At 68.3% G+C, this 23,779-nt stretch carries 28 protein-coding genes; 23 read left to right on the top strand and 5 right to left on the bottom strand.

The annotated features are described in order from the left end of the window. Positions 1-115 precede the first annotated feature (115 nt). The 9 genes from GLP40_RS09205 to GLP40_RS09165 all read left to right on the top strand — a co-directional run bounded on the left by GLP40_RS09205 (position 116) and on the right by GLP40_RS09165 (position 9,216). The gene (locus GLP40_RS09205; RefSeq protein ID WP_154787452.1) at positions 116-1,063 is read left to right on the top strand and encodes a fumarylacetoacetate hydrolase family protein; all 948 of its coding nucleotides are present in this window, start codon (positions 116-118) and stop codon (positions 1,061-1,063) included. A 10-nt stretch (positions 1,064-1,073) separates the two neighbouring features. Then, positions 1,074-1,811: an MBL fold metallo-hydrolase gene (locus GLP40_RS09200; protein ID WP_328289909.1), complete on the top strand. Its 738-nt coding sequence runs from the start codon at positions 1,074-1,076 to the stop codon at positions 1,809-1,811. Between the two features lie 196 nt (positions 1,812-2,007). Further along, positions 2,008-3,108 carry an amidohydrolase family protein gene (locus GLP40_RS09195; protein WP_154787451.1) on the top strand — a complete coding sequence of 367 codons (1,101 nt, stop codon included), beginning with the start codon at positions 2,008-2,010 and terminating at the stop codon, positions 3,106-3,108. 1,224 nt (positions 3,109-4,332) lie between these two features. After that, complete coding sequence (gene rpsP, locus GLP40_RS09190; RefSeq protein ID WP_154787450.1) at positions 4,333-4,779, top strand: 30S ribosomal protein S16; 447 nt, start codon at positions 4,333-4,335, stop codon at positions 4,777-4,779. Positions 4,780-4,781: 2 nt separating this feature from the next. Further along, a complete protein-coding gene (locus GLP40_RS09185; RefSeq protein ID WP_029930032.1) occupies positions 4,782-5,024 on the top strand; it encodes an RNA-binding protein in 243 nt (80 codons plus the stop codon). Then, positions 5,025-5,561: a ribosome maturation factor RimM gene (gene rimM, locus GLP40_RS09180; protein ID WP_154787449.1), complete on the top strand. Its 537-nt coding sequence runs from the start codon at positions 5,025-5,027 to the stop codon at positions 5,559-5,561. A 4-nt stretch (positions 5,562-5,565) separates the two neighbouring features. Further along, positions 5,566-6,249: a tRNA (guanosine(37)-N1)-methyltransferase TrmD gene (trmD, locus tag GLP40_RS09175; RefSeq protein ID WP_328289908.1), complete on the top strand. Its 684-nt coding sequence runs from the start codon at positions 5,566-5,568 to the stop codon at positions 6,247-6,249. Between the two features lie 23 nt (positions 6,250-6,272). Next, positions 6,273-6,599 carry a DUF732 domain-containing protein gene (locus tag GLP40_RS09170; protein ID WP_154787448.1) on the top strand — a complete coding sequence of 109 codons (327 nt, stop codon included), beginning with the start codon at positions 6,273-6,275 and terminating at the stop codon, positions 6,597-6,599. A gap of 286 nt (positions 6,600-6,885) precedes the next feature. Continuing rightward, the gene (locus tag GLP40_RS09165) at positions 6,886-9,216 is read left to right on the top strand and encodes a Tex family protein (protein ID WP_328289993.1); all 2,331 of its coding nucleotides are present in this window, start codon (positions 6,886-6,888) and stop codon (positions 9,214-9,216) included. 118 nt (positions 9,217-9,334) lie between these two features. Here GLP40_RS09165 and GLP40_RS09160 read toward each other — a convergent pair whose 3' ends face one another. After that, on the bottom strand, positions 9,335-9,715 hold the full coding sequence (locus GLP40_RS09160; protein ID WP_328289992.1) for a bleomycin resistance protein: 381 nt from the start codon (positions 9,713-9,715) through the stop codon (positions 9,335-9,337). A gap of 155 nt (positions 9,716-9,870) precedes the next feature. After that, positions 9,871-10,080, bottom strand: a complete 210-nt coding sequence (locus GLP40_RS09155) for a TOBE domain-containing protein (RefSeq protein WP_154787446.1) — start codon at positions 10,078-10,080, stop codon at positions 9,871-9,873. Between the two features lie 165 nt (positions 10,081-10,245). On the opposite strand from GLP40_RS09155, the gene GLP40_RS09150 reads away from it, so the two are divergent. The 12 genes from GLP40_RS09150 (at position 10,246) to GLP40_RS09095 (ending at position 21,613) form a co-directional block, all read left to right on the top strand. Beyond that, positions 10,246-11,229 (top strand): hypothetical protein, encoded by a 984-nt coding sequence (locus GLP40_RS09150; protein WP_407671571.1) that lies wholly within the window; start codon positions 10,246-10,248, stop codon positions 11,227-11,229. 36 nt (positions 11,230-11,265) lie between these two features. Then, the gene (locus GLP40_RS09145; RefSeq protein ID WP_154787445.1) at positions 11,266-12,948 is read left to right on the top strand and encodes an alpha-keto acid decarboxylase family protein; all 1,683 of its coding nucleotides are present in this window, start codon (positions 11,266-11,268) and stop codon (positions 12,946-12,948) included. 163 nt (positions 12,949-13,111) lie between these two features. After that, positions 13,112-13,453 carry a 50S ribosomal protein L19 gene (rplS, locus tag GLP40_RS09140; protein ID WP_033086110.1) on the top strand — a complete coding sequence of 114 codons (342 nt, stop codon included), beginning with the start codon at positions 13,112-13,114 and terminating at the stop codon, positions 13,451-13,453. A gap of 121 nt (positions 13,454-13,574) precedes the next feature. Beyond that, positions 13,575-14,372 carry a signal peptidase I gene (gene lepB / locus GLP40_RS09135; RefSeq protein ID WP_407671560.1) on the top strand — a complete coding sequence of 266 codons (798 nt, stop codon included), beginning with the start codon at positions 13,575-13,577 and terminating at the stop codon, positions 14,370-14,372. A gap of 21 nt (positions 14,373-14,393) precedes the next feature. Next, a complete protein-coding gene (locus tag GLP40_RS09130) occupies positions 14,394-15,149 on the top strand; it encodes a ribonuclease HII (RefSeq protein ID WP_328289907.1) in 756 nt (251 codons plus the stop codon). Between the two features lie 43 nt (positions 15,150-15,192). After that, positions 15,193-15,498 carry a DUF2469 domain-containing protein gene (locus GLP40_RS09125; RefSeq protein ID WP_040859817.1) on the top strand — a complete coding sequence of 102 codons (306 nt, stop codon included), beginning with the start codon at positions 15,193-15,195 and terminating at the stop codon, positions 15,496-15,498. An 86-nt stretch (positions 15,499-15,584) separates the two neighbouring features. Continuing rightward, a complete protein-coding gene (locus GLP40_RS09120; protein WP_154787444.1) occupies positions 15,585-15,941 on the top strand; it encodes a YraN family protein in 357 nt (118 codons plus the stop codon). A gap of 1 nt (position 15,942) precedes the next feature. Further along, a complete protein-coding gene (locus GLP40_RS09115) occupies positions 15,943-17,451 on the top strand; it encodes a YifB family Mg chelatase-like AAA ATPase (RefSeq protein ID WP_154787443.1) in 1,509 nt (502 codons plus the stop codon). Between the two features lie 236 nt (positions 17,452-17,687). After that, positions 17,688-18,899: a DNA-processing protein DprA gene (dprA, locus tag GLP40_RS09110; RefSeq protein ID WP_154787732.1), complete on the top strand. Its 1,212-nt coding sequence runs from the start codon at positions 17,688-17,690 to the stop codon at positions 18,897-18,899. A gap of 117 nt (positions 18,900-19,016) precedes the next feature. After that, positions 19,017-19,940, top strand: coding sequence for a tyrosine recombinase XerC (locus GLP40_RS09105; protein ID WP_154787731.1), 924 nt, complete (start codon positions 19,017-19,019; stop codon positions 19,938-19,940). A 5-nt stretch (positions 19,941-19,945) separates the two neighbouring features. Then, positions 19,946-20,737: an N-formylglutamate amidohydrolase gene (locus GLP40_RS09100; RefSeq protein WP_154787442.1), complete on the top strand. Its 792-nt coding sequence runs from the start codon at positions 19,946-19,948 to the stop codon at positions 20,735-20,737. An 84-nt stretch (positions 20,738-20,821) separates the two neighbouring features. After that, positions 20,822-21,613 (top strand): siderophore-interacting protein, encoded by a 792-nt coding sequence (locus GLP40_RS09095; RefSeq protein WP_154787441.1) that lies wholly within the window; start codon positions 20,822-20,824, stop codon positions 21,611-21,613. On the opposite strand, the gene GLP40_RS09090 is transcribed toward GLP40_RS09095, so the two are convergent. Then, positions 21,583-21,969: a flavin-dependent monooxygenase gene (locus tag GLP40_RS09090; RefSeq protein ID WP_154787440.1), complete on the bottom strand. Its 387-nt coding sequence runs from the start codon at positions 21,967-21,969 to the stop codon at positions 21,583-21,585. The two genes, GLP40_RS09095 and GLP40_RS09090, sit on opposite strands and share 31 nt — an antisense overlap. A 59-nt stretch (positions 21,970-22,028) precedes the next feature. Here GLP40_RS09090 and GLP40_RS09085 point away from each other — a divergent pair, with 59 nt between their 5' ends. Beyond that, entirely contained in the window at positions 22,029-22,268 is a 240-nt protein-coding gene (locus GLP40_RS09085) for a helix-turn-helix domain-containing protein (RefSeq protein ID WP_154787439.1), read from the top strand. A 49-nt stretch (positions 22,269-22,317) separates the two neighbouring features. Further along, positions 22,318-22,683: a GatB/YqeY domain-containing protein gene (locus GLP40_RS09080; protein ID WP_154787438.1), complete on the top strand. Its 366-nt coding sequence runs from the start codon at positions 22,318-22,320 to the stop codon at positions 22,681-22,683. A 37-nt stretch (positions 22,684-22,720) separates the two neighbouring features. On the opposite strand, the gene GLP40_RS09075 is transcribed toward GLP40_RS09080, so the two are convergent. Together GLP40_RS09075 and GLP40_RS09070 are read right to left on the bottom strand one after the other, a co-directional pair. Beyond that, positions 22,721-23,236: a DUF1990 family protein gene (locus GLP40_RS09075; RefSeq protein WP_154787437.1), complete on the bottom strand. Its 516-nt coding sequence runs from the start codon at positions 23,234-23,236 to the stop codon at positions 22,721-22,723. Positions 23,237-23,273: 37 nt separating this feature from the next. Next, complete coding sequence (locus GLP40_RS09070) at positions 23,274-23,771, bottom strand: M23 family metallopeptidase (RefSeq protein WP_154787436.1); 498 nt, start codon at positions 23,769-23,771, stop codon at positions 23,274-23,276. Positions 23,772-23,779: the final 8 nt, after the last annotated feature.

Genomic DNA, 23,779 nt, shown 5'->3' with positions numbered 1-23,779 from the left:
TGTACGCCGACGATGACCGCTGTGCCATGGGTCATGCCGTACACAGGCCGGAATTATCGGTACGGTTCCTGCGTGACCACTTGGTTCCCTCCGACGCGTCAGAACGGGTGATGCGATGACACAGCCGACCCCGCTCCCGCGCCTGCGCCGCACCCTCGACCGCGGTCAGCGACGCATCCTCCGCCAGATCGACACCGGCGGCGGCTGGACGACGGTCGACGAATCCGGTTCCGGCGCAGCCGATTTCGTGCCATCGGTCTGGACCGAGGAGTTCGAGGTGACCCGCTACGAGCGCCTGGACGTCGCCGACGGGGCCACGGTGCTGCCGGTGTGCCCGGCCTCGTTCCGGGACTTCATGCTCTACGAGAAGCACGCGGTCGACGCGGCGCGCGGGATGGCCCGCCGGTTCCTGCCCGCCGGATACCGTGTCGGGCAGGCGTTCGAGGCGCTGACCGGCCGGACGTTCCCGGCCTACCGGCCGAATCGGCTCTGGTACGCGCAGCCCATCTACTACATGTCCAACGCGCTGACCATCGTGCCCTCGGGCGTCCCGATCACGCCGCCCGCCTACAGTCGCGCATTGGATTTCGAGCTCGAGCTCGGGGTGGTGCTGGGGGCCGCGCTGCGCGACGCGTCACCGGAGGAGGCGTTGGCCGCGATCGGGGCGGTGGTGGTCATCAACGATTTCTCGGCCCGCGACGTGCAATTGCCCGAAATGCGGTCCGGATTCGGCCCGCAGAAGTCCAAGCACTTCACCAGTTCGATGTCCGCGACCGCGGTCGCGGGTGCGGCGGTGGCGGACCGGCTCGACCGGCTGGCGGCCACGGTGGCGATCAATGGTGAAACGGTGTCCCGCACCGGCACCCAGGGCATGCGCTTCTCCCTCGGCGAGGCCATCGCGCACGCCTCGCGCTCCGAGCAGCTGTACCCGGGCGAGCTGCTGGCCACCGGCACGCTGCCCGGCGGCAGCGGAATGGAAGTGGGCCGCTGGCTGGCTCCAGGCGACGAACTGCGCTTGGAGATCGACGGCATCGGCGTGATCGAACATAGAATCCAACACTGAGGACAGCGACGTGAAAATCGATCAGGTTTCCGATTCCGTCTACGTGGTGGCGGGCACGAACGTCAACTGGGCGTTGATCAGTGACGATCGCGGTGTGACCGTCGTGGATGCCGGATATCCCTCCGACACCGTTTCGGTGCTGGACTCGGTGCGCCAGATCGGGCACGAGCTCGGCGATATCGTCGCGGTGCTGCTGACGCACGCGCATCTCGATCACATCGGCGCCATTCCGACCCTGGTCGAGCGACTGGGTGTGCCGGTCTACACCGGCGCCGAGGAGGTCCGGCACGCCAAACGCGAATATCTGCAGCAGATCACGCCCGTGGGCATGGTCCGGCAGCTGCGGACCCGGCGTGGCGCCGTCTGGGTGGCGCAGACCCTGCGCGCGGTGGCCGGTCACATCGGCATGAGCGTGCCGACGGCCGCAACCGCCGACGCCGACACCCTGGCGGCGCTGCCCGGCGGTTTCGTCGCGGTGCCCACTCCCGGTCACACCAACGGTCACACCGCGTATCTCATGCCGTCGGAGGGTGTGCTGTTCTCCGGCGATGCCCTGGTCACCGGTCACCCCCTGCTGCTGGAAAACGGTCTGCAACTGCTGCCGGGAGTGTTCAACCACGACGAGGAAGGCACTCTCGCCAGCGCCCGCGCGCTGAGCGCCCTCCAGGCCGGAGTTCTCGTCCCCGGGCACGGGCTGCCGATCCGTCACGATCTGTCCACTCTGATGGGTGAGTTCGCGCGCTCATGATCGCGGTGAGCGCATCCGGCGGTATCGGGCGGCGTAGCGGCGGGGGAGCGTCCGGCATCCCGTCATCGCGGACGGGCTGCACGCAATTCGCGAGGTATGCCGGGAGCGGACCGACATCACCGTGCGGGACGACCGGTGCGATAGTGGACGCGGCCAGGTTTGTGTCGAGACATACCGTCCACAGCGAGGAGGCGGCATGCGGCTGCATTTCCGCGGCGTAGTCCTTCCCGACGACGAAATCCGCGACCTGTGGGTGCACGACGGCGTGATCAGCGCCGAGCCGATTCGCGACGCCGAGACCGTGCACGCCGCCGGCTGGATCCTGCCCGGGCTCGTCGACGCCCATTGCCACGTCGGCATCAGATACGGTGGCGGACACGAGGATTCCGAGGGCGCCATCGCCCAGGCCGAGGTGGAACGCGATGCGGGCGCGCTGCTGCTGCGCGACGCGGGCTCGCCCATCGATACCCGCTTCATCGACGAGCGTGAGGATCTGCCGCGCATCATTCGCGCGGGCCGCCACATCGCCCGCCCCAAGCGCTACATCCGCGAACTCGGCATCGAACTCGACGACGAGCGCGACCTGCCCGAGATCGTGGCCGAACAGGCGCGCCGCGGCGACGGCTGGGTCAAGATCGTCGGCGACTGGATCGACCGCTCGGTCGGCGACCTCGCGCCCCTGTGGTCCGATGACGTCCTGAAGACCGCCATCGACGCCGCCCACCGCGAGGGCGCTCGCGTCACCGCGCACGTCTTCGGCGAGGACGCCCTGCCCGGTCTCCTCAACGCCGGCATCGACTGCCTCGAGCACGGCACCGGGCTCACCGACGACACCATCGCCCTGATGGCCGCCCACGGCACCGCTCTCGTCCCGACCCTCATCAATATCGACACCTTCCCCGGAATCGCCGACAGCGCAACCAAATTCCCCGCCTACGCCGCCCACATGCGGGACCTGCACCGCCGCTCCCGTGACACCGTCGCGAAGGCCCATGAGGCCGGAGTCCCCATCTACACCGGCACCGATGCCGGCGGCTCCATCCGCCATGGCCGCATCGCCGACGAAATCCTCGCCCTCGCCGGCTCCGGCTTCACCCCCCACGCCGCCCTCGGCGCCTCCTCCTGGCACGCCCGCACCTGGCTCGGCCACCCAGGCATCATCCCCGGCGCCCCCGCCGATTTCGTCGTCTATCGAGACGATCCCAGCCGCGACCTCACCGTGGTCGCCAATCCCTCCTGGGTAGTCCTCCGTGGCCGCGTCTACGACCGCCGCGGCCCGGTCACCGATCATCGCTGACGTCGAGCGCCGGCCGGCGCCGTCCGTAGGCAGCCTGTCGCCGTCGCGAATAGGTAATCGAATCCGTCTGTCCGGCACTTGAATTGCCGGATTCTACGATCGCCTCCTGCGTGGCTGCAGAGATCGCCGCACCCGCTCCGTGGCAGGACACCGTGCCCGAACCATCCGAATTCACCGACCGTTCGACTCTCCCGTCGGACCGGCCTGCCCCCTGGACGATCCGTCGCCCGCCGCCCCGGTTGAGGTTCCGGCCGCTTCCATTGCACAGTCCGCGTCTGCGCCCGTTGGTGATTCGGCATCGGCCGCCGCGGCCGGGACAGTGGTTGCTGCGGCGCCTGCGGCGTCGCCCGAGTCGTCGATCGGCCCGAATCTGTCCGAGCCCGAGGCTCCGTCCGTCGCCGCGGCTGGTCCGGTGCGGCCTGGGTGGCCTATGCCTACGCCTATCCCGCCGAGTGCGCCGCAGTATTCGGTGCAGGCGTCAGGGGTGAATTCCGGCTGGGGGCAGCCTGTTCCCTCGGGCAGGCAGGTGGCGTGGCCCCAGGGCATGAACGGGTATCCGCCGGGTGGAGGCTCGGTGTCGCCGTATGGGGCGGTGGGGATGCCGATGGCTCCGGCGCCTCGGAAGCGGCGGTGGTGGGTGACCCCGGAGCCGTGTACCAGGTCACCGATCGCCACGCGTCGAACGACAATGTCTGTCCCGCCGGGCACCGTCGTCAGCCTCACCGACAACCCCGGCGCCACGACGGGCACCACGATCTGCATGCGCCGCAGATGAGGGTTCGGCCGGACCGGTCTGGCGATTCGGCTGCGCAACCAAAGTGAATCGGTCATGCTTCAGACGTTTGTTGTTCAACCTGATGAGGAGATGACCGTGGGGTCCATCGAAGCCCTGGCGATCGATATCTTGGCCGGCCTGATCGTGAAGCTGCTGACCAGCGGCAGCTCGTCGCAGCCGCAGTAGATCGCACGCGCGGCAGCCGCCGTAGGATGCAGCCCATCGGGGTCGTCCCCGATGGGCTGTTTGTCGTTCGGGGTCCGGATCGGGGCGATTTCTTCGGGCGGTCGAGGGTCTGGCAGAATGGACGACCGTCCTCATCGAGGACAGTGTCAGCCCGTCTCCGGTTCCGTACCGCGCGGCGGTCACAGCACTTGACGCAAAACCGGGTCCACCATGTGTGGGCTGCTGAATTGCGACGTGACCAACCATTGGAAAGGCATCAGCTCATGGCTGTTCGTATCAAGCTGACCCGTATGGGCAAGATCCGCAACCCGCAGTACCGCATCGTCATCGCCGACGCCCGTACGCGTCGTGACGGCCGCGCCATCGAGTCCATCGGCAAGTACCACCCGAAGGAAGAGCCGTCGCTCATCGAGATCGACTCGGAGCGCGCTCAGTACTGGCTGGGTGTCGGCGCGCAGCCGACCGAGCCGGTGAAGCGTCTGCTGGAGATCACCGGCGACTGGCAGAAGTTCAAGGGCCTGCCGGGCGCCGAGGGCACCCTGAAGACCAAGGCCGCCAAGCCGTCCAAGCTGGACCTGTTCAACGCCGCCCTGGCCGCCGCCGACAACGAGCCGGTCGCCGAGGCCGTCACCCCGAAGAAGAAGGCCGCCAAGAAGGAAGACGCTGCCGAGGCTGCGTCTGACGAGGCCACCACCGAAGCTGCCGAGTAATCATGAGTGCCGTCGTCGCCGATGCCGTCGAACACTTGGTTCGCGGCATCGTCGCCAATCCGGATGACGTCCATGTCGAGCTGATCACCAGCCGACGTGGCCGGACCGTCGAGGTGCACGTGCACCCCGACGATCTGGGCAAGGTGATCGGTCGCGGCGGTCGTACCGCGACCGCCCTGCGCACCCTGGTCGCCGGGATCGGCGGTAAGGGCATTCGCGTCGACGTGGTCGACACGGATCAGTAGATGGAACTGGTCGTCGGGCGGGTCGCCAAATCGCACGGTGTGCGTGGCGAACTCGTCGTCGAAGTCCGCACCGACGAGCCGGAACTGCGGTTCGCGCCCGGCAGCGTCCTGAAGGGGAGGCTGCCGCGCGCCGAACGGACGCGGGAATTCGAAGTGGAGTCGGCCCGGGAGCACTCGGGTCGGCTTCTGCTGCGTCTGGACGGCGTCGCCGACCGCACCGCCGCGGATGCGTTGCGGGGCATGCTGTTCGTGGTCGACACCGCGGATCTGCCGCCGTCGGAGGACCCGGACGAGTACTACGATCACGAACTCGAGGGTCTGCGCGTCGAACTCGGTGACGGCACTGTTGTCGGCACTGTCAACGAGGTGCTGCATTCGGCTGCGGGAGAACTGCTTTCGATCAAAGCGGGGGAGGCATTCCCGCCCGCGGGCCGGGAGATCCTGGTGCCGTTCGTGCTGGCCATCGTGCCGACGGTGTCCGTCGCCGACGGTCTGATCGTCATCGACCCGCCCGAGGGCCTGCTGGACCCGGAGTAGCGGCGTGCGAATCGACGTAGTCACGATCTTCCCCGAATACCTCGAGCCGATGCGAGCGGCCTTGCTGGGCAAGGCGATCGACAAGGGTCTGCTCGAGGTGGAGGTGCACGACCTGCGCCGGTGGACCCACGATGTGCACAAGTCCGTGGACGACACCCCGTACGGCGGCGGGCCGGGCATGGTCATGAAACCGACCGTGTGGGGCGACGCCCTCGACGAGGTGTGCCCGGACGACGCACTGCTGGTGGTGCCGACTCCCGCCGGTGTGCCGTTCACCCAGGAGACGGCGCAGCGGTGGTCCGCCGAAGAGCACATCGTGTTCGCGTGCGGCCGCTACGAGGGCATCGACCAGCGTGTATTCGATGATGCCCGGCGCCGCGTACGGGTCGAAGAGGTCAGTATCGGCGACTATGTGCTCATCGGCGGCGAGGCCGCGGTGCTGGTCATGACCGAGGCGATCGTCCGGTTGATCCCGGGCGTCCTCGGCAATCAGCAATCCCATGAACAGGATTCGTTCTCCGACGGACTCCTGGAAGGCCCGTCCTACACCCGGCCGGTGAGCTGGCGCGGCCTCGACGTGCCCGACATCCTGCTGTCCGGCAATCACGCCAAGATCGCCGAGTGGCGGCACGAACAGTCGCTGCGCCGCACGGCCGAACGCAGGCCCGACCTCCTACCGGAGCAGTAGGACCTGCGCGAAGAGGAGCAATCATGCGCAAACCCAATGGTTTTCTCGGCGCGGCCCTGGCCGGGCTGGCCCTGTTCGCCGCCCTGTTCAGCGGCGGCAAGGCGGTCGCCGACAACCTCGACTCGCTGTTCCTGAGCCGCCTGGGCGACCAGACGGTCGCGTCGCCGGGTTACGAGAACACCGAGGACGGGCAGCGCCTCATCGCCGCGGGCAAGGACGTCTGCGCCCGCCTGCGCGTCGGCACGCCGGTTGTGGCGACCGATCAGTGGGGTGACGAGTCCGCCCTCATCCGTGCCGCCGTCTCTGTGTACTGCCCCGAATTCAAGGCCTCCCCAAGAGATTTCGGCTGAGCTGAAATTCGCTACGCAACAATTGATTTCGTGAGGATCGGGGCGACTTTCCGGGCGCGTGCGGAAGTGTTTCGGCATCCATCGCGGGCGCGTATGCGCAATCGGTGACGTCTCTGGCCGGGCGCTGGGGTCCTGGGAAAGCGGAATCGTGTGGCGGACAGTGCGTGGGCCTTGCACGCGCTGTCGGGTGGCGGCGGTAGTGTCTGCGGGCGTGACGACAGCCTCCGAAACCGTCAGCGCAGCATCCACAGGTGCAGCATCCACAGGTGCGGCGAGCACCGTCCGCATCGCCAGCATCGGCAGGCGCATCGCCGACGAGCTGGGGGTGCGCGAGGAGCAGGTGCGCTCCGCCGTCGAACTGCTGGATGCCGGCTCGACCGTGCCGTTCATCGCCCGCTACCGCAAGGAAGTCACCGGCGGACTCGACGACGCGCAGCTACGCACCCTCGATGAGCGTCTGCACTACCTGCGTGAACTCGACGATCGTCGGGCCTCGATCATCGAATCCATCCGTGGCCAGGGCAAATTGGACGAGCAGCTGCACGCGCAGATCATGCTCGCCGATACCAAGGCCCGCCTCGAGGACATCTACCTGCCCTACAAGCCCAAGCGGCGTACCAAGGCGCAGATCGCCCGCGAGGCCGGGCATGAGCCGGTGGCCGACGCGCTACTGAACGACCCGACCACCGATCCCGCGCAGTACAGCGCCGAACAGCTCGACGGCGCCCGAGCCATCCTGGTGGAGCGTTTCGCCGAGGATGCCGACCTGGTCGGTGAACTGCGCGAGCTCATGTGGGAGCGCGGACAGCTGAGCTCGTCCGTGCGCGCCGGCAAGGAAGAGGTGGGCGCGAAGTTCGCCGACTACTTCGAATTCTCCGAGCCGTTCAGCAAGCTGCCCTCGCACCGCATCCTGGCACTGCTGCGCGGCGAGAAGGAGGAGGTGCTCAACCTGCACCTCGAGCCCGACACCGAGGAGCTCCAAGACGGGCAGCGCTCGATCTATGAGGGCCGCATCGCGATCAAGTTCGGCATCGCCGATCAGGGCCGGGCCGCCGATTCCTGGCTGCTGGACACCGTGCGCTGGGCGTGGCGGACCAAGCTGCAGGTGAGCATGGGCATCGACACCCGCATGCGGTTGCGGCAGTCCGCCGAACGCGATGCCGTCGATGTGTTCGCGGCCAACCTGCGTGACCTGTTGCTCGCGGCGCCCGCCGGTACCCGCACCACCATGGGTCTGGACCCGGGCTACCGCACCGGCGTGAAGGTGGCCGTGGTGGACTCGACCGGTAAGGCGGTCGCGACCGAGGTCATCTACCCGCACAAGCCGCAGGGCCAGACCGAAAAGTCTCTCGCGGTGCTGGGCGCGCTGGTGGCCCGCTTCAATGTCGAACTCATCGCCATCGGCAACGGCACCGCCTCCCGCGAGACCGACGCCCTTGCCGCCGAACTCATTTCGCGCATCCCGGAGAACAAGCCCACCAAGATCGTGGTCTCCGAGGCGGGCGCCTCGGTGTACTCGGCCTCGGCCTACGCCTCGCAGGAACTGCCCGACATGGACGTCTCGCTGCGCGGCGCGGTCTCCATCGCCCGCCGCCTCCAGGATCCGCTGGCCGAGCTGGTGAAGATCGACCCGAAGTCCATCGGCGTCGGCCAGTACCAGCACGACGTCTCCGAAACGCTGCTGGCCCGTTCGCTGGGCGCGGTCGTCGAGGACGCGGTGAACGCGGTCGGCGTCGACGTCAACACCGCCTCGGTGCCGCTGCTGTCGCGCGTGTCCGGGATCTCCGGTTCGGTCGCGGAAAGCATTGTGACGCACCGCGACGCCAACGGCCCGTTCCGCAACCGCGCCGCCCTCAAGGACGTGCCGCGCCTGGGCCCCAAGGCCTTCGAACAGTGCGCGGGCTTCCTGCGCATCCGCGGCGGCGACGACCCGCTCGACACCTCCGCCGTGCACCCCGAGGCCTACCCGGTGGTCCGTCGCATCCTCGATTCCAGTGGCCGCAGCATCCAGGAGATCATCGGCAACACCTCGGCGCTGCGCGCGCTGCGCCCCGCCGACTTCACCGACGAGCGGTTCGGTGTCCCCACCGTCACCGACATCATCGCCGAGCTCGAGAAGCCCGGCCGCGACCCCCGGCCCGAATTCAAGACCGCCGAATTCGCCGCGGGCATCGAGAAAGTCGCCGACCTGAAGCCCGGCATGGTCCTCGAGGGCGTCGTCACCAATGTGGCCGCCTTCGGCGCCTTCGTCGACATCGGCGTCCACCAGGACGGGTTGGTCCACGTCTCCGCCATGTCCCACAACTTCGTCAAGGACCCCCGTGAGGTTGTGAAGTCCGGCGATGTCGTGAAGGTCAAGGTCCTCGAGGTCGACGTCCAGCGTCAGCGCATCGGCCTGTCCCTGCGCCTCGACGACGAGCCGGGCACCGCCAAGCCCGACCGCAATGACCGCGCCCCCCGCACGAATCATGGCGGCAACCGCGGCGGCAACCGCGACAACAACCGCCAGGGCGGCCAACGACAGGGCGGCGGCAACCGTAACCAGGACCGCCGCAACCAGCCCGCCCCGAGCGGTTCGATGGCCGACGCCCTGCGCCGCGCCGGATTCGGCGGCTGACAACTCCCGTTCCACCCCGCCCGTCCGGCCGCACCCGCACCCTGGGTGCGGCCGGACGGGGTTTTCCACCTCCGGAAATCAGCGCGGCACCCTCAACCACGCACCGATCGGCGTGTTCTCACAGCTCATGCGGTGCCTGCGCCTGAGCCGGCGCAGAGCCGACCCGGTGCAGAGTGCCGTCGGGGTCCACATAAGCGAATTCGCGTAGGCCGTACTCGGTATCGACCGGGGTGGTGAGGCGGCCGGGGAGGGCCGCGGCTGACCATTCCCGGTGGAGGGTATCGGCGTCGGAGACGTAGAGATAGATGGCTGCGGCGGTGCGTTGTGGGTCGTGTTCGTCCCATTCGGTGAGATGGAGCGAGATTCCGCCGCGGTCGGCGAAGCCGTAGCGGGCGTCGCTGTCGTAGGCATGGGCGGTGAAGCCGAGGCGGCGATAACGGGAAAGGGCGGCCTCGAGGTCGAGGACCGGGATGACGGGGGCGACGCTCTCGAAGACGATGTCGTTCGGCATGGGGGCTCCCGTTCGTGACGCTGCGATGCACGCGACCATACCTGGACCGACTGACCGGCCGACCGTTGGTGCAGGTGGGGAGGTTTGTCGAAGGTGAAGGGGCCGAGGCGGTCCGGAGTGAGACTGCCTCGGCCGCCTGCCGGCTATTCGACGGCGAGGGTGATCTCGGTGGACTTGATGAGGACCTTCACGGGCTTGCCCTCGGCGAGACCCAGATCGTCGGCGGCGTCGCGGGTGATGGAGGAGGTGATCTCGTCACCGCCGGTGAGCCGGATATGGATGACGGCCATGGCCTCACCGCGGGTGACCTGGGTGACTGTTCCATCGAGCTGGTTTCGTGTACTCAGTCGCATGGTGGTGAGCCTAGTTACCGGCGCCGCCGTTTCGATGGTGGCTGGACGGTTGCTCCACCATGTCGCGAGTGGATGCGATCTCCGCGCGCCGGTCGCTCGCACAGGTAGCGTGGCGTGGGGTTGGCGTTCGCGCGAGGGTTCGGAGGCGACACGGGCATGCATGATGTGCGTCGGTGGTGGGAAGATGTCGTGGTGGCGCACGGCCGATTGCCGCTGGCATGTCTGCTGCTCGGCTTCATCGTGGGATTCCTGCTGATCCGAATCAGTGTGCGGCTCATCCGCAAACAGGTGCGCTGGTGGCCCGGCAATGTGCGGGCCGGTGACGTGCACATCCACCACATGGTGTTCGGCGTCATCCTGGTGCTCGGTTCCGGGATGGGTCTGGTGGTGCTGTATCAGAGCACGATCGACGTGATCAGCGCGCTGGCCGCGGTTTTCGGGGTCGGCGCGGCGCTGGTGCTCGACGAGTTCGCGCTCATCTACTACCTGCGTGACGTGTACTGGGAAGAGCAGGGCCGCACCTCGGTGGACGCGGTCTTCGTGGCCTTCGCGGTGACGGGGTTGCTGCTGCTCGGTTTCCATCCGCTGTGGTTGCTGGACATCGGCGAGATTCGTGATCTCCGGTCCGATCCGAACGTGCCCGAGCGATTGTTCACGATCGCGTTCGCGTTGATGAACCTGCTGTTGGCGGCCATTGTCATTGCCAAGGGCAAGATTTGGACCGGTCTGTTCGGCATGTTCTTCCCGCCGCTGTTGGTCATCGGAGCCCTCCGGCTGAGCCGCCCGGGCGCACCCTGGGCGCGCTGGCGCTACGCCTCACGCCCGGGCCTGATGCGCCGTGCCGTGCGGCGTGAACGCCGCTACCGCCGCCCGATGATCCGCGCCAAGATCTTCGTGCAGGACCTGCTGGCGGGCAAGCCCGATGCCGCCCACGTGCTGCGCGCCGCCGAGGAGGAGTTGGCCCGCACCGTGGTCCCGGCCCCGCCCGCGCCGCCCTCGTCCCATCTGCACCTGATCCCCGGTCGCATGTTCGCGGAGCACCCGTCGGAGCCGAACCCGCCGGACATGGCCGCGGAGCCCAGGTCCGCGGACCCGGCCGTGGAGTTCGGGTCCATGGAGCGGCCCTCGGAGTCTGTCGATAGCCAATAGGTTGCTGATGGTCGATCGGCGTGCCAGTGTTGATCCATGGGCTACGTTGTCGGCGACTACCTGCTCGATCGGCTGCGGGAACTGGGCGTCACCGAAATCTTCGGTGTCCCCGGCGATTTCAATCTGCAGTTCCTCGACCACGTCATCGCGCACCCCGACATCCGCTGGATCGGCAGCGCCAACGAGCTGAACGCGGGCTACGCCGCCGACGGGTACGCCCGCCTGCGCGGCATCGGCGCGGTCGTCACCACCTACGGCGTGGGCGAGCTGAGCGCGGTCAACGCCATCGCGGGCAGCTACGCCGAGCATGTCCCGGTGGTGCACATCGTGGGCGTCCCGGCCAAGGACATCCAGGCCAACCACCGCGTCATCCACCACACCCTCGGTGACGGGGACTTCCACCATTTCCGCCGCATCGCCGCCGAGGTCACCTGCGCGCAGGCCGATCTCGGGGCCGCCGACGCCTGTCAGGAGATCGACCGGGTGCTGAATTCGGTTCGCGTGCAACGCCGTCCGGGGTATCTCATGCTGGCCACCGATACGGCGCGGGTGGAGGTGTCCCGGCCCGCGATGCCGCTGGCTCCGCCCGCCGACTTCTCGAGCGTGGGCGCGCGTGCCGCTTTCGCGCAGGCCGCTCGCGAATTCCTGAGCGGTCGCCGGGTCGCGGTGCTGGCCGATATCTTCGTCGACCGGGTCGGAGCGACCGATCGGTTGCGGACCCTGGTCGGCCCGGCCTCGGGGCACTCACAAGGCCTCCCGCACGCCACGCTGGCCTGGGGCAAGACCGTGGTCGACGAATCCGCCCCGAACTTCCTCGGCGTCTACACCGGCGCGGCCTCCCCGCCGCAGATTCGCGCCGCCGTCGAGGACGCCGAACGTCTGGTGACCGTCGGTGTGCAGTACACCGACAGCATCACCGCGGGCTTCAGTCACCGCATCGATCCCCGTCGGACCATCGACATCGGTCCCGAGCGCACGGTCATCGGGGGAGTGGACGCCTTCGCGCCGCTGTCCCTCACCGCCGCCCTCGAGATCCTCACCGGCATCGCCCCCGAATTCACCGCTCCCGCAACGATTCCCGCGCCGACGACCACCCCTCCCGTCGAATTGCCGGCTGCGGAAACCCCGCTCACCCAGGCAGCCCTCTGGCCTCTGGTCGCGGAAGCGCTGGGCAACAACAACATCGTCGTGGCCGACCAGGGCTCGGCTTTCTTCGGCCTGGCCACGCTGCGCATGCCGACCGGCATCACATTCCTCGGCCAGCCGCTTTGGGGCTCGATCGGATATGCCCTGCCGGCCGCGCTCGGCGCGGGCATCGCCTGCCCTGATCGCCGTGCGGTGCTCGTCATCGGCGATGGCGCGGCTCAACTCTCGATCCAGGAGTTGGGAACCTGGATTCGGGAGCGGATGAACGGCGTGATCATCCTGGTCGACAACGACGGCTACGCCATCGAACGCGCCATCCACGGTCCCGCCGCCCCGTACAACGACATCGCCCCGTGGCGCTGGTCCGAACTTCCGCACGCGTTCGGCGGCGACGCGGAGTCCGTCCTCACCCTCCGCGCGACCACGGTCGGCGGGCTGCGACACTGTCTGAAAGCCGCGACCGACGAGCAGGATCGACTGGTCTTCCTGCACGTGGTCACCGGCGCCACCGACTACCCGCCCCTGGTCACGGATATCGCCTCCGCCCTAACCCGGGCGAATACCCGCACGTAGGGTCGATTAACGGCCTGATCCGGGAGTCTGGCACAATGCTCAGGTTGCCTCGGGTGCTCTTCGCCCCGGGCACCGCCCAAATATCCGGAGCACGAACCGGTAGAGCACCCTCGCGGGTAGCCGCCAGGTTCCTCTGTTCGCGCGAACTCCAATAAGGACGGAAATGAACACCCTCGACTTCGTCGACGCAAGCTCGCTGCGCAGCGACATCCCGGACTTCCGCCCGGGTGACACGGTCAACGTGCACGTGAAGGTTATCGAAGGCAACAAGGAGCGCATCCAGGTCTTCAAGGGCGTCGTCATCCGCCGCCAGAACGGTGGCATCCGCGAGACCTTCACCGTGCGCAAGGTGTCGTTCGGTGTCGGCGTGGAGCGCACCTTCCCGGTGCACAGCCCCAACCTCGACAAGATCGAGGTCGTGACCCGCGGTGACGTGCGTCGCGCCAAGCTGTACTACCTGCGCGATCTGCGCGGCAAGGCCGCCAAGATCAAGGAGAAGCGCTGAGGTAGCAGCCGCCTCGGCCCCCGGCCGACGGCAGGTTCCGCACAGTGGCATTGTCGGCTCGCCCGACAACCGGTAGCCCGGCACCGCATGGTTCTTCGCGGTGCCGGGCTACTCTGTTCCGGTGGCAGACGAGAGCGAGTCGGTGACGATGTCCGGGTCGGGCGATAACGACGGGGCGGACACGCCCGAGACCCCCCAGCCGAAGCCGAAGAAGAAGCAGCGCCCGTTCTGGCAGGAGCTGCCCATCCTGGTCGGTTTCGCCGCGCTCATCGTGGCGCTATTGGTGACCTTCATCGGTCGGCCCTACGTGATCCCATCGCAGTCCATGGAGCCCACCCTGCACGGTTGCGCGGGTTGTACCGGTGACCGCATCTACGTGGAGAAGCTGAGTTACTACTTCGGTGATCCCGAACCGGGCGATGTGGTGGTCTTCGTCGGCCCGACCGACGACTGGAACCGCCACTACAAGTCGATCCGCAGCTCGAACACCGCGGTTCGCGGCGTGCAGAACTTCCTGTCCTTCTTCGGCCTGGTGCCGCCGGATGAGAATGATCTGGTCAAGCGGGTCATCGCGACCGGCGGCCAGACCGTGCAGTGCTGCGATGCCCAGGGCCGGATCCTGGTGGACGGCAAGCCACTCGACGAACCGTACGTGAAGTTCAACAACCCCTTCGACCCCGCGCACCCGGATGTGCAGTTCAACGCGGGCGGTCGCGCTTTCGGCCCGATCAAGGTGCCGGACGGCAACCTGTGGGTGATGGGTGACAACCGTGCCGAGTCCGCCGATTCCCGCTACCACATGAGGGACGAGCTGCAGGGCACCGTCCCGGTCAAGGATGTGCGCGGCAAGGCCGTGTTCAAGATCTGGCCGCCGAGCCGGATCGGTCCGGTCCGGGCGCAGGACCCGCAGACGAACTGAGAACAGCGGGATAATCGACCGGTGGGGAAGATGGCGAGTGCCGCCGAGCCCGGCGTGAACCGGAAGGCGCGCGGCGGCAAGAAGATTCAGCGGATCGACCGCGGTGACTGGCCGCCGCGCGTGGTCATGCGGCAGGCCGGCGGCCTGCGCACGCTGGAGGCCGCCTTGATCCGCGGCGGATTGGGCCCGGTCGCGGGCGTGGACGAGGCCGGGCGCGGCTGCGCGGCGGGCCCGTTGGTGGTGGCCTCCTGCCTGCTGCCGCCCAAGGCCTACGCCTCTCTCGCCGGACTCGACGACTCCAAGAAGCTCACCGAGAACGCCCGCGAGCAGCTGTTCCCGATCATCAAGCGGCTGGCGCTGGCGTGGGAGGTGGTGGTGATCCCGGCCTGGGAGATCGACGCCATCGGCATTCACGTGGCCAATATCGAGGGCATGCGGCGCGCGGTGGCGGGGCTGGATCCGGCGCCCGGCTATGTGCTCACCGATGGTTTCCGGGTGCCGGGCATTCCGGTGCCGTCATTGCCGGTGATCGGCGGCGACGCGTCGGCGGCCTGCATCGCCGCGGCCAGTGTGCTGGCCAAGGTGACCCGGGACCGCATGATGGTCCAGATGGACGAGCAATACCCCGGCTACGGGTTCGCTGCCCACAAGGGCTACAACACCCCCGAGCACAATGAGGCGCTGACCCGCCTCGGCATCACCCCCGAGCACCGCCGGTCGTGGCGAAACGTCCGGGAGACCGGCCGAGTGGCTACCGATACCGCGTATGCGGGATGATGTCTTTACACCCAGTTGGGCGACAAGGAGGACGTTCCACCCGATGAGCGCCGAGGACCTCGAGAAGTACGAAACCGAGATGGAGCTATCCCTGTACCGCGAGTACAAGGACATCGTCGGGCAATTCTCGTACGTGGTGGAGACCGAGCGTCGCTTCTACCTCGCCAATTCCGTCGAGCTGCGGCCGCAGAACGCCGATGGCGAGGTGTACTTCGAGGTGCGGATGTCGGATGCATGGGTGTGGGACATGTACCGGCCGGCGCGCTTCGTGAAGCACGTTCGCGTGATCACCTTCAAAGACGTGAATATCGAGGAGCTGGAGAAGACGGACCTGCGGCTTCCCGACTAGTCCACAGCCCGCAAGCTATCCACAGGCCCACCGTTTTCCCAGTTCGGCATGGCCGGGTCCGTCACGGGCCCGGCCATGCTGGCTGAATGGCACAGCATCTGGCGCTGGGAGCGCAGGGCGAGGAACTGGCGGCGCGGTATCTGTCCGAGGCCGGAATGCAGATCCTCGCCCGCAATTGGCGATGCCGCTTCGGCGAACTCGACGTCATAGCCCGCGAGGGCGAGGTCACCGCCTTCATAGAGGTGAAAACCCGCCGCAACCTGACCTGCGGCCCACCCGAGGAAGCCGTCACCTACCTCAAACAGCGCCGCATCCGCGAACTCGCCGCCCGCTGGTTGCGGGAACAGGACGGCTCATACCAGCGCATCCGCTTCGACGTGATCGCCGTCCTCCTGCGCCCCGGCCATGCCCCGGACATCCGCCACCTGAAGGCGGTGTTCTGAAATGCCTTTGGGCAGGGCCTATTCCGTGGCGGTCAACGGCGTAGAAGGCCAACTCGTAGAAATAGAAGCCGACATAGGCCAGGGCCTCCCCTCGGTCCACTTGGTCGGTCACCCCGACACCACCCTGCAGGAATCCCGAGACAGAGTTCGAGCCGCTGTCACCAATACCGGTGAAAAATGGCCGGATGGGCGGGTCATCCTGGCGCTTTCCCCGGCCACGCTGCCGAAGGTCGGAAGCGTCTACGACCTGGCCCTGGCCGGTGCGGTTCTCGACGCGGCCGGCGCCATCCCGTCGAATCGTCTGGCCGAATCGGTTCTGCTCGGTGAGCTGGCCCTCGACGGCCGGGTACGGCGCGTACGGGGCGTGCTCCCGGCCGTCCTTGCCGCCCGCCGCGCGGGCCAGCGCACCGTCATCGTCCCGACAGCCGCCCTGCCCGAGGCGGGTCTGGTGGGCGGCATACGCGTGCTCGGTGCCTCGACCTTGCTCGAACTGCTGGATTGGCTGCGCGGCGGGGGCGAGCTCACCCTTCCGGATCCGGTCCAGCCCGCGGCCGCGCCCTCGATCGGAGACCTGCGTGAGGTGGTGGGCCAGGACGAGGCGCGCTGGGCACTGGAAGTGGCCGCGGCGGGCGGACATCACCTGCTGCTGACCGGTCCGCCCGGCATCGGGAAGACCATGCTGGCACAACGCCTCCCGGGTCTACTGCCACCGCTGCGGGAACAGGATTCCCTGGAGGTGACCGCGATTCATTCGGTGGCGGGCACGCTCTCCGACGACGCTCCGCTGATCACCGCACCGCCGTTCGTGGCACCGCATCACTCGTCGTCGGTCACGGCGATGATCGGCGGCGGCTCGGGTTCCGCGCGACCGGGGGCGGTGAGCTGCGCCCACCGCGGCGTCCTTTTCCTCGACGAGTGTGCCGAAATCGGCGCGAAAGTGCTCGAAGCACTGCGAACTCCGTTGGAGGAGGGCGAAGTTCGGATCGCACGCCGTGACGGGGTGTTCCGCTTCCCGGCGCGCTTCCAACTCGTGCTGGCCGCCAACCCCTGCCCGTGCGCCCCCGCTCGCGATATCGACTGCATCTGCGCGCCTTTGGCCCGCCGCCGCTACCTTGGAAAACTCTCCGGCCCCCTGATGGACCGCATCGATCTCTCGGTCCAAATGCACGCCCAGGCCGCCGGGGCCTTCACCGGGGACGAGGTCGAGAGCAGCGAGGTGGTCCGCGCCCGCGTGACCGCGGCCCGCGAGGCGGCCGCGAAGCGATGGATCGAACTCGGCATGACCACCAATGCCGAGGTTCCCGGACACGTTCTCCGCCAACGCTTCCGCCTCCCTCACCAGGCCCTTGCCCCGGTCGAGAACGCCCTCCAGCACGGCCGCATGTCCGCCCGCGGCGCCGACCGCGCCATCCGAGTCGCCTGGACCGTCTGCGACCTCCGCGGCGGCGACTTACCCAACGCCCAGGACGTCCTGCAGGCTTTGAGCTTCCGGCAGCGAGGTGGAGCATGAGTGAGACGACGAACAGCCACGCTCCGACGCCGCGCACCGGACCCCGCGAATCCGTCTCGGCCTCCGAGGACACGGCGGCCCACGCCGCCATCCGGGTGACTGATGGCCGTGCCGCCCCCGCGACCGGCCCCGGGCCTGTCGACCAGCCCGGGTCCGACGGTGTAACCCGTTCCGAGTCGCGCCGCCCGCCCGGCTACGGCAGCGAATTCGGCAGGGGCTCCGGTTGGACAGGCGCGATGCACGGCGCGAAAAGCCCCGCAGCAGCAACTGTTGGCCGCAGCGATACGGATGAGCGGCGGTTGGCGTGGGTGTACTTGTCGCGAGTGGTCGAGGGACCCTGTGCGGCGTTGTCGGCGTTGATCGGGTCGGTGGGGGTAGTGGAGGCGGCGCGGGCCGTGCGGGAGTGCGCTCTGCCCGAGGCGCTGCGGGGCCCCACCGAACTGCGGCGCGGGATCGACCGAGCGGAAAGGGACCTGGCGCATATCGAGCGGCTGGGTGGGCGGGTGGTGACACCGGATGATGCGGAGTGGCCCGCCTGGCGGATGCTCGGGTTGGGGCAGCTTGATCCGGCGCAGGATGCGGATGCGGCTGTGCCGCTGGTGTTGTGGGTGCGGGGGAAGCGGTCGCTGGTGGAGGCCACCGAGCGATCGATCGCCGTGGTGGGAGCGCGGTGTAGCACCGGATACGGCAATCACGCGACCGGGGAGATCGCCGGGGAACTGGCTGCGCGGGGGTGGACCGTTGTCTCCGGTGCGGCATTCGGGATCGACGGGATGGCACACAGGGCCGCGCTGGCTGTCGGTGGCATGACGATCGCGGTACTCGCCTGCGGGCCGGATCGGCCGTATCCCGTTCAGCACGACCAACTACTGGCCGAGATCGTCGACACCGGTTTGGTCGTCACCGAGTACCCGCCTGGGACATCCGTGCGCAAGCACCACTTTCTGGCCAGAAATCGGATCATCGCCGCGCTCGCGGACGGTGTTGTGGTGGTGGAGGCCGGGATTCGCAGCGGGGCGCGCAATACGGTGAAATGGTGCCGCCGCTTGGGCCGCCCGGCCATGGCGGTGCCGGGGCCGGTCACATCCGCGGCCTCTGTCGGGTGCCATCGCATGATCCGCGAGGGCGAGGCCTTCATCGTCACCCGAGCTGAGGACATCCTCGACGAGGCGGGTCCGCTTCGCCTCTCGCTTCCGGGCGTTGTTCCGCCCAATCCGGAGGACAACCTGTCCGGTGAGCAGGCGCTGGTCTTCGCTGCCCTTCCGGGTGCCGGATCTCGGCTGCCCCGGGCCGTGGTCGCCGATACCGGCCTGTCGATGTCTGCGGTTCGGGCAACCCTGTCCGCATTGGAGATCGTGGGCCTGGTCGCCTGCGACAGCAATGGCTGGTATCGCACGAACCCGTCCACGACCTCCGCCGTCGTGGCCGCCCAGGAACGACATCGGTGACCCCGGTGTAGATGCTGTAGGGGAAGCCGCAGTCCCGGTCACGATGGGATGGTGTGACGGGCGCGAGCGGCGAGGGCGCTTGATATGCGGCGGGATCGGGGTCAGCGTGGGTGGATGATGCGTGAGATGCCCGAGGATCTGGAGGCGTTGCTGGCCGAGTATGGGCGGCATCTGCGGTTGGGGCGGAATCGGTCGGAGCATACGGTGCGGGCCTATGTGGGGGATGCGCGTGGGTTGCTGGAGCACTTGCTGGGGCGTGCGGTGGATTCCGGTGTGGGGGAGGTGGATTTGCAGTTGCTGAGGTCGTGGCTGGCAGCGCAGGCTGCGGGGGGAGCGGCGCGGACCACTATGGCGCGGCGGGCTTCATCGGCTAGGACGTTCACGGCGTGGCTGACCCATACCGGGCGGTTGGCGGTGGATCCGGGGCCACGTCTCGGGTCGGCGCGGGCGCATCGGGTGCTGCCCTCGGTGCTGGGGCGGGAGCAGGCGAAGGAGGCCATGGAGGCGGCGGAATCGGGGGCGGCGCAGCAGGATCCGATGGCCCTGCGGGACCGGCTGATTGTCGAGATGCTGTATGCCACCGGGATCCGGGTGAGCGAGCTGTGCGGGCTGGATATCGAGGACGTGGACCGGGAGCGGCGGCTGGTCAGGGTGCTGGGCAAGGGGAACAAGGAGCGGTCGGTGCCGTTCGGGCCGCCCGCTGAACGGGCCCTGGACGCCTGGCTGCGGTACGGGCGTTCGGCCTTCGCCACCGCGGAGTCGGGGCGGGCATTGCTGCTCGGCCGCCGGGGGCGCCGGATCGATCAGCGGCAGGCCAGAACGGTTGTGCACGAGGTGGTCTCCGCCATTCCGGGCGCACCCGATATGGGGCCGCACGGTTTCCGGCACACCGCCGCCACCCACCTGCTGGAAGGCGGTGCGGACCTGCGTGTGGTGCAGGAGATCCTGGGCCACGCCAGCATGGCCACCACCCAGCTGTACACCCACGTGTCGATCGATCGGCTCAAGAAGGTGCACGACCAAGCTCATCCACGCGCCTGACCACCATGCCTATCCCTGACTCCGCCGAATTGCTGTCCGGTGCCCCCGATTCGCCTGTGGTGCTGCATGTTCCGCACTCGGCCCGCGAGATTCCCGCATCGGTGCGAGCGGACCTGCTGCTCGATGACCGGGCGCTCGACCGTGAACTCGACATGATCACCGACGCCCACACCGCGAGACTGGCCGCCGAAACTGTCCGGCTGTCACCCACGCGGCCATGGCGATTCGTGAACCGGCTGTCACGCCTGGTCGTCGACCCGGAGCGGTTCCCGGACGAGCGGGAGGAGATGCTTGCGGTCGGCATGGGCGCGGTGTACACGGCTACAACGGATCGGATGCCCTTGCGCGCAGATGATTTCGACCCGTCGCCCCTGCTGGACCGCTACTTTCACCCGTACGCGCAGGCCATGACCGAACTGATTTCCGATCGCTTGTCGGCGGTCGGCCGCGCCGTGATCATCGATGTCCACTCCTACCCGACCCACCGACTGCCCTACGAACTGCACGGCGATGGCCCCCGGCCGCCGATCTGCCTGGGCGCGGACGTCTTCCACACCCCGGCGGAACTGCTCACCCGTGCGGCCGGGGCCTTCATCGATTTCGGCGAGGTCGGCGTCAACAGCCCGTTCGCGGGAACCTATGTGCCCCTGCATTTCTATCGCCGCGAGCCTCGCGTCACCGCTGTGATGGTGGAGATCCGCCGCGACCTCTACATGACCGAGCCGGGCGGCCCACCCGGCCCCGGACTGGATCGCCTGGCCGCCGCTGTGGCGGCGCTCATCGCCGGTATCCACTGACCGACTTCCTATCGAAATACTATCGACGACCTATCGGAATTCGTGTAGCGTCACTTAGGTAACCCTAAGTATGGAGGTGTCCTCTTGGCGCGTATACGGACAACGCTGGTGGTCCAGAACACAATCCGCCTGACCGATCGCCTGATTCGCGTCCGGCTCGGTGGCCCCGGTTTCGCGTCCTTCCAGCCCAACGACCGCACCGACGCCTACGTCAAGCTGGTCTTCCCGGGCGCCGACGGCGATGTCACGCGCACCTACACCGTGCGCGAGGTGGACCGCGCGGCGCAGGAGATCGCCATCGACTTCGTCTACCACGGCGAGGAGGGCATTGCTGGACCGTGGGCCGCCGCGGCTCGGCCGGGCGACAGCATCGACCTGATGGGCCCGGGCGGCGCCTACGCCCCACGCCCCGACGCGGACTGGCATCTGCTGGCCGGCGACGAATCCGCGCTCCCGGCTATCGCGGCAGCCTGCGCAGCCCTGCCCGCCGACGCGGTCGGTCAGGTGTTCGCGGAAGTCGCCGGTTCTGCCGACGAACTCGCCTTCACACACCCGGAAGGCGTGGAGCTCACCTGGATTCACCGCGCCGCGGCCGAACCGGGGGAGCGGCTGGCCGCGGCCGTCCGCTCCGCACCCTGGCGTGACGGCCAAGTCCAGGTCTTCATTCACGGCGAGGCCGGGGCCGTCATGCACGATCTGCGGCCGTATATTCGCAAGGAGCGCGGCGTTCCCGCCGAATGGGCCTCTTCCATCTCCGGCTACTGGCGGCGCGGCCACACCGAGGAGGGCTTCCGCCGCTGGAAGTCCGAGCTCGCCGAACGCGAGAAAACCGCTCCCGCAGGCGTTCAGACCACGCGCTCATCCCAGTCGAGGTGATACTCGTAGGTCCGCCGCATGGACTTGCCGCGGGCCACGAGCGGCATCACGATCGGCAGGAAGATCGCCATGAACGCGCGGCTCAGCGGTCCGGCGGCCTTGCTGCGGTTCACCCTGGCGGCCCGTTCGATGATCTCCTCGACGCGTGGCTTGCGCAACGCCTCGAAGCGCCGCAACGCCTCCGGGATCGGTAGATCGCGTAGACAACGGGCCAGTACGACCCCGTCCTCGATGGCCAGCGACGCGCCCTGCCCCGAACTGCTGGACGGGGCGGGCGCGGCATCTCCGAGCACGACCATGCGGTCGCTGTGCCAGTGCGGCAGGTGGGGCAGGTAGTAGATATCGGTCAGCGGCATGAGCTCCTCGCCCGCCGCGATGAGGCGGGCGGCCGGGCCGGTGTCGTTGGCGAAAAACGGTGCGAGCCAATCGGGGTTTCGTCCGCCGCCGCAAACACCCCGACGACGGCCGCAAGATCCTGATCGAGGTCGACGAGGACTACATGTCCAGCGGCGCACGCCTTTTCGTCGATTTCGCGCAGCAGACGGAACAGTTGCTCGCCGGCTACACGGACGCCCAACTTCGCACCATCCTCGACTTCTCGGTCCGCATCACCGAGATCAACCATGAGGCCATCGCTCGCCTCACCGCCGATTGACCGCGAAATATGTTCGACGCGATCGGTTTGCCGCCGTACCGTCCCGATCATGTCCCTCGAGACCCAGCCACTCCGCGACCGTCTGCGCGCCGCCCTCCCCACCGCGATGAAGCAGCGCGACCGCGATGCCGTCGCGGCGCTGCGCTCGGCCCTGGCGGCCATCGACAATGCCGAAGCAGTGGACGGCTCCGATATCCGAGCCGGTGCGATCGAGAACAGCGCGGCAGGTCTCGGCGCAGCCGAACGAGCTCGCCGCGCCCTGACCGAGGCCGGCATCCTCGCCATCGTCCGGGCGGAAATCGACGACCGCCGCACCGCCGCACAGGACTACGAGGCCATGTCCGGCGGAGTCGACCGAGCCGCAACTCTTCGCGCTGAAGCCGCGGCATTGGCCGTTCACCTGGATCCGCGCTGATACCCCGATTCCCGAAACCGATTGGCGGGTGGGTCGATCAGTGCGGGCGGATGGTGGCTATGTAGCGGTGGGCGAACCAGCGTTGGATGAGGTGGACGAGGGGGCCGCCTAGGTGGGTGTACCAGGTGCCGGGGTGGGAGAAGGCGGTGATGACGCCGTAGACGGAGTCGTCGGTGGGGTCGCACTCGACGGCGAAGAGTTCTTCGCCGCTTTCGGGGTGGCCGGGGAGGGTGCCGTAGGCGAAGCCGCGACGGTTCGGCTCGTCGAGGAGGTAGACGACTCGGCAGGGGGCGGTCACGCCTAGTGGGCCCAGGCCCAGGCGGACGGTGAGTTCGGTGCCGGGTTGGGCGGTGGGGGTGGTGGCTTGTTGGAAGATGCCGGTGTCGCGTTGCATGCCGAAGCTGAGGATGTGGTCGGCTGCCCGGTCGAAAAGCGCTTTGCCGGAACCGATTCGGCGGCGCAGGTGGAAGTGGTCGTAGCCCGGCGGGAGGTCGCCCTGGGTTCCGCCGACTTCGGCGTAGCTGAAGGGAACGGTGGCGGGCTGCTCTGGCATGCTCCCATCCTCTCTCTGGTCGGTGCTGGGAAGGTATTCAGGCGTGTTGGGGCTCGATGATCAGTGGCTTCAGACGAACCGGGGCGTGGCGGATGAGGCCCAGCGGGTCGAGGTATTCGCGCTCGCGGCGGACGCCCCAGTGCAGGCACGGGGAGCAGGGCGGGTGGCCAGGGCGCAGAATGCCGATGGGGGCGCCGCGAGTTACGCGGCGGCCCACGGGAACTGCCGCGGACACCGGTTCGTAGGTGGTGCGCAGGCCGCCCGGGTGGTCGATGGAGATGACCGGCTTATCGGCGACGGTTCCGGCGAACACGACGATGCCGTCACCCGCCGAGAGCACGGATTGGCCGTCGCTGCCCGCCAGGTCGACGCCGCGGTGGCCCGGGAGCCAGTCGTGCTCGGGGTTGTCGAAGGGCCGCACCACGGCGGGGCGGGGTTGTAGCGGCCAATCGAAGTCGCCGATGGGCGCTGCGGTGCTGGGCGCGGTCAGGAACACCGTGCACAGGGCGGCTGGAGTCAACGTGATCAGTCGCATGAGGATCA

The sequence above is a fragment of the Nocardia aurantiaca genome (assembly GCF_009708175.1).
GTDB lineage: Bacteria > Actinomycetota > Actinomycetes > Mycobacteriales > Mycobacteriaceae > Nocardia > Nocardia aurantiaca.
Note: the sequence above shows the minus strand (reverse complement) of the source record. Positions and strands in the feature narration are given on the sequence as shown.

Excerpts from the sequence above, each read along its gene's own strand:
- GLP40_RS09170 (WP_154787448.1), top strand. The coding sequence starts at position 6,273 with ATGCGCAAACCCAATGGTTTTCTCGGCGCGGCCCTGGCCGGGCTGGCC.
- GLP40_RS09115 (WP_154787443.1), top strand. The coding sequence starts at position 15,943 with ATGCCTTTGGGCAGGGCCTATTCCGTGGCGGTCAACGGCGTAGAAGGC.
- GLP40_RS09195 (WP_154787451.1), top strand. The coding sequence starts at position 2,008 with ATGCGGCTGCATTTCCGCGGCGTAGTCCTTCCCGACGACGAAATCCGC.
- dprA (WP_154787732.1), top strand. The coding sequence starts at position 17,688 with ATGCACGGCGCGAAAAGCCCCGCAGCAGCAACTGTTGGCCGCAGCGAT.
- rplS (WP_033086110.1), top strand. The coding sequence starts at position 13,112 with ATGAACACCCTCGACTTCGTCGACGCAAGCTCGCTGCGCAGCGACATC.
- GLP40_RS09125 (WP_040859817.1), top strand. The coding sequence starts at position 15,193 with ATGAGCGCCGAGGACCTCGAGAAGTACGAAACCGAGATGGAGCTATCC.
- rimM (WP_154787449.1), top strand. The coding sequence starts at position 5,025 with ATGGAACTGGTCGTCGGGCGGGTCGCCAAATCGCACGGTGTGCGTGGC.
- GLP40_RS09090 (WP_154787440.1), bottom strand. The coding sequence starts at position 21,969 with ATGCCGCTGACCGATATCTACTACCTGCCCCACCTGCCGCACTGGCAC.
- GLP40_RS09075 (WP_154787437.1), bottom strand. The coding sequence starts at position 23,236 with ATGCCAGAGCAGCCCGCCACCGTTCCCTTCAGCTACGCCGAAGTCGGC.
- GLP40_RS09205 (WP_154787452.1), top strand. The coding sequence starts at position 116 with ATGACACAGCCGACCCCGCTCCCGCGCCTGCGCCGCACCCTCGACCGC.
- GLP40_RS09145 (WP_154787445.1), top strand. The coding sequence starts at position 11,266 with ATGGGCTACGTTGTCGGCGACTACCTGCTCGATCGGCTGCGGGAACTG.
- GLP40_RS09155 (WP_154787446.1), bottom strand. The coding sequence starts at position 10,080 with ATGCGACTGAGTACACGAAACCAGCTCGATGGAACAGTCACCCAGGTC.
- GLP40_RS09185 (WP_029930032.1), top strand. The coding sequence starts at position 4,782 with ATGAGTGCCGTCGTCGCCGATGCCGTCGAACACTTGGTTCGCGGCATC.
- GLP40_RS09070 (WP_154787436.1), bottom strand. The coding sequence starts at position 23,771 with ATGCGACTGATCACGTTGACTCCAGCCGCCCTGTGCACGGTGTTCCTG.
- GLP40_RS09100 (WP_154787442.1), top strand. The coding sequence starts at position 19,946 with ATGCCTATCCCTGACTCCGCCGAATTGCTGTCCGGTGCCCCCGATTCG.
- GLP40_RS09080 (WP_154787438.1), top strand. The coding sequence starts at position 22,318 with ATGTCCCTCGAGACCCAGCCACTCCGCGACCGTCTGCGCGCCGCCCTC.
- rpsP (WP_154787450.1), top strand. The coding sequence starts at position 4,333 with ATGGCTGTTCGTATCAAGCTGACCCGTATGGGCAAGATCCGCAACCCG.
- GLP40_RS09105 (WP_154787731.1), top strand. The coding sequence starts at position 19,017 with ATGCGTGAGATGCCCGAGGATCTGGAGGCGTTGCTGGCCGAGTATGGG.
- GLP40_RS09120 (WP_154787444.1), top strand. The coding sequence starts at position 15,585 with ATGGCACAGCATCTGGCGCTGGGAGCGCAGGGCGAGGAACTGGCGGCG.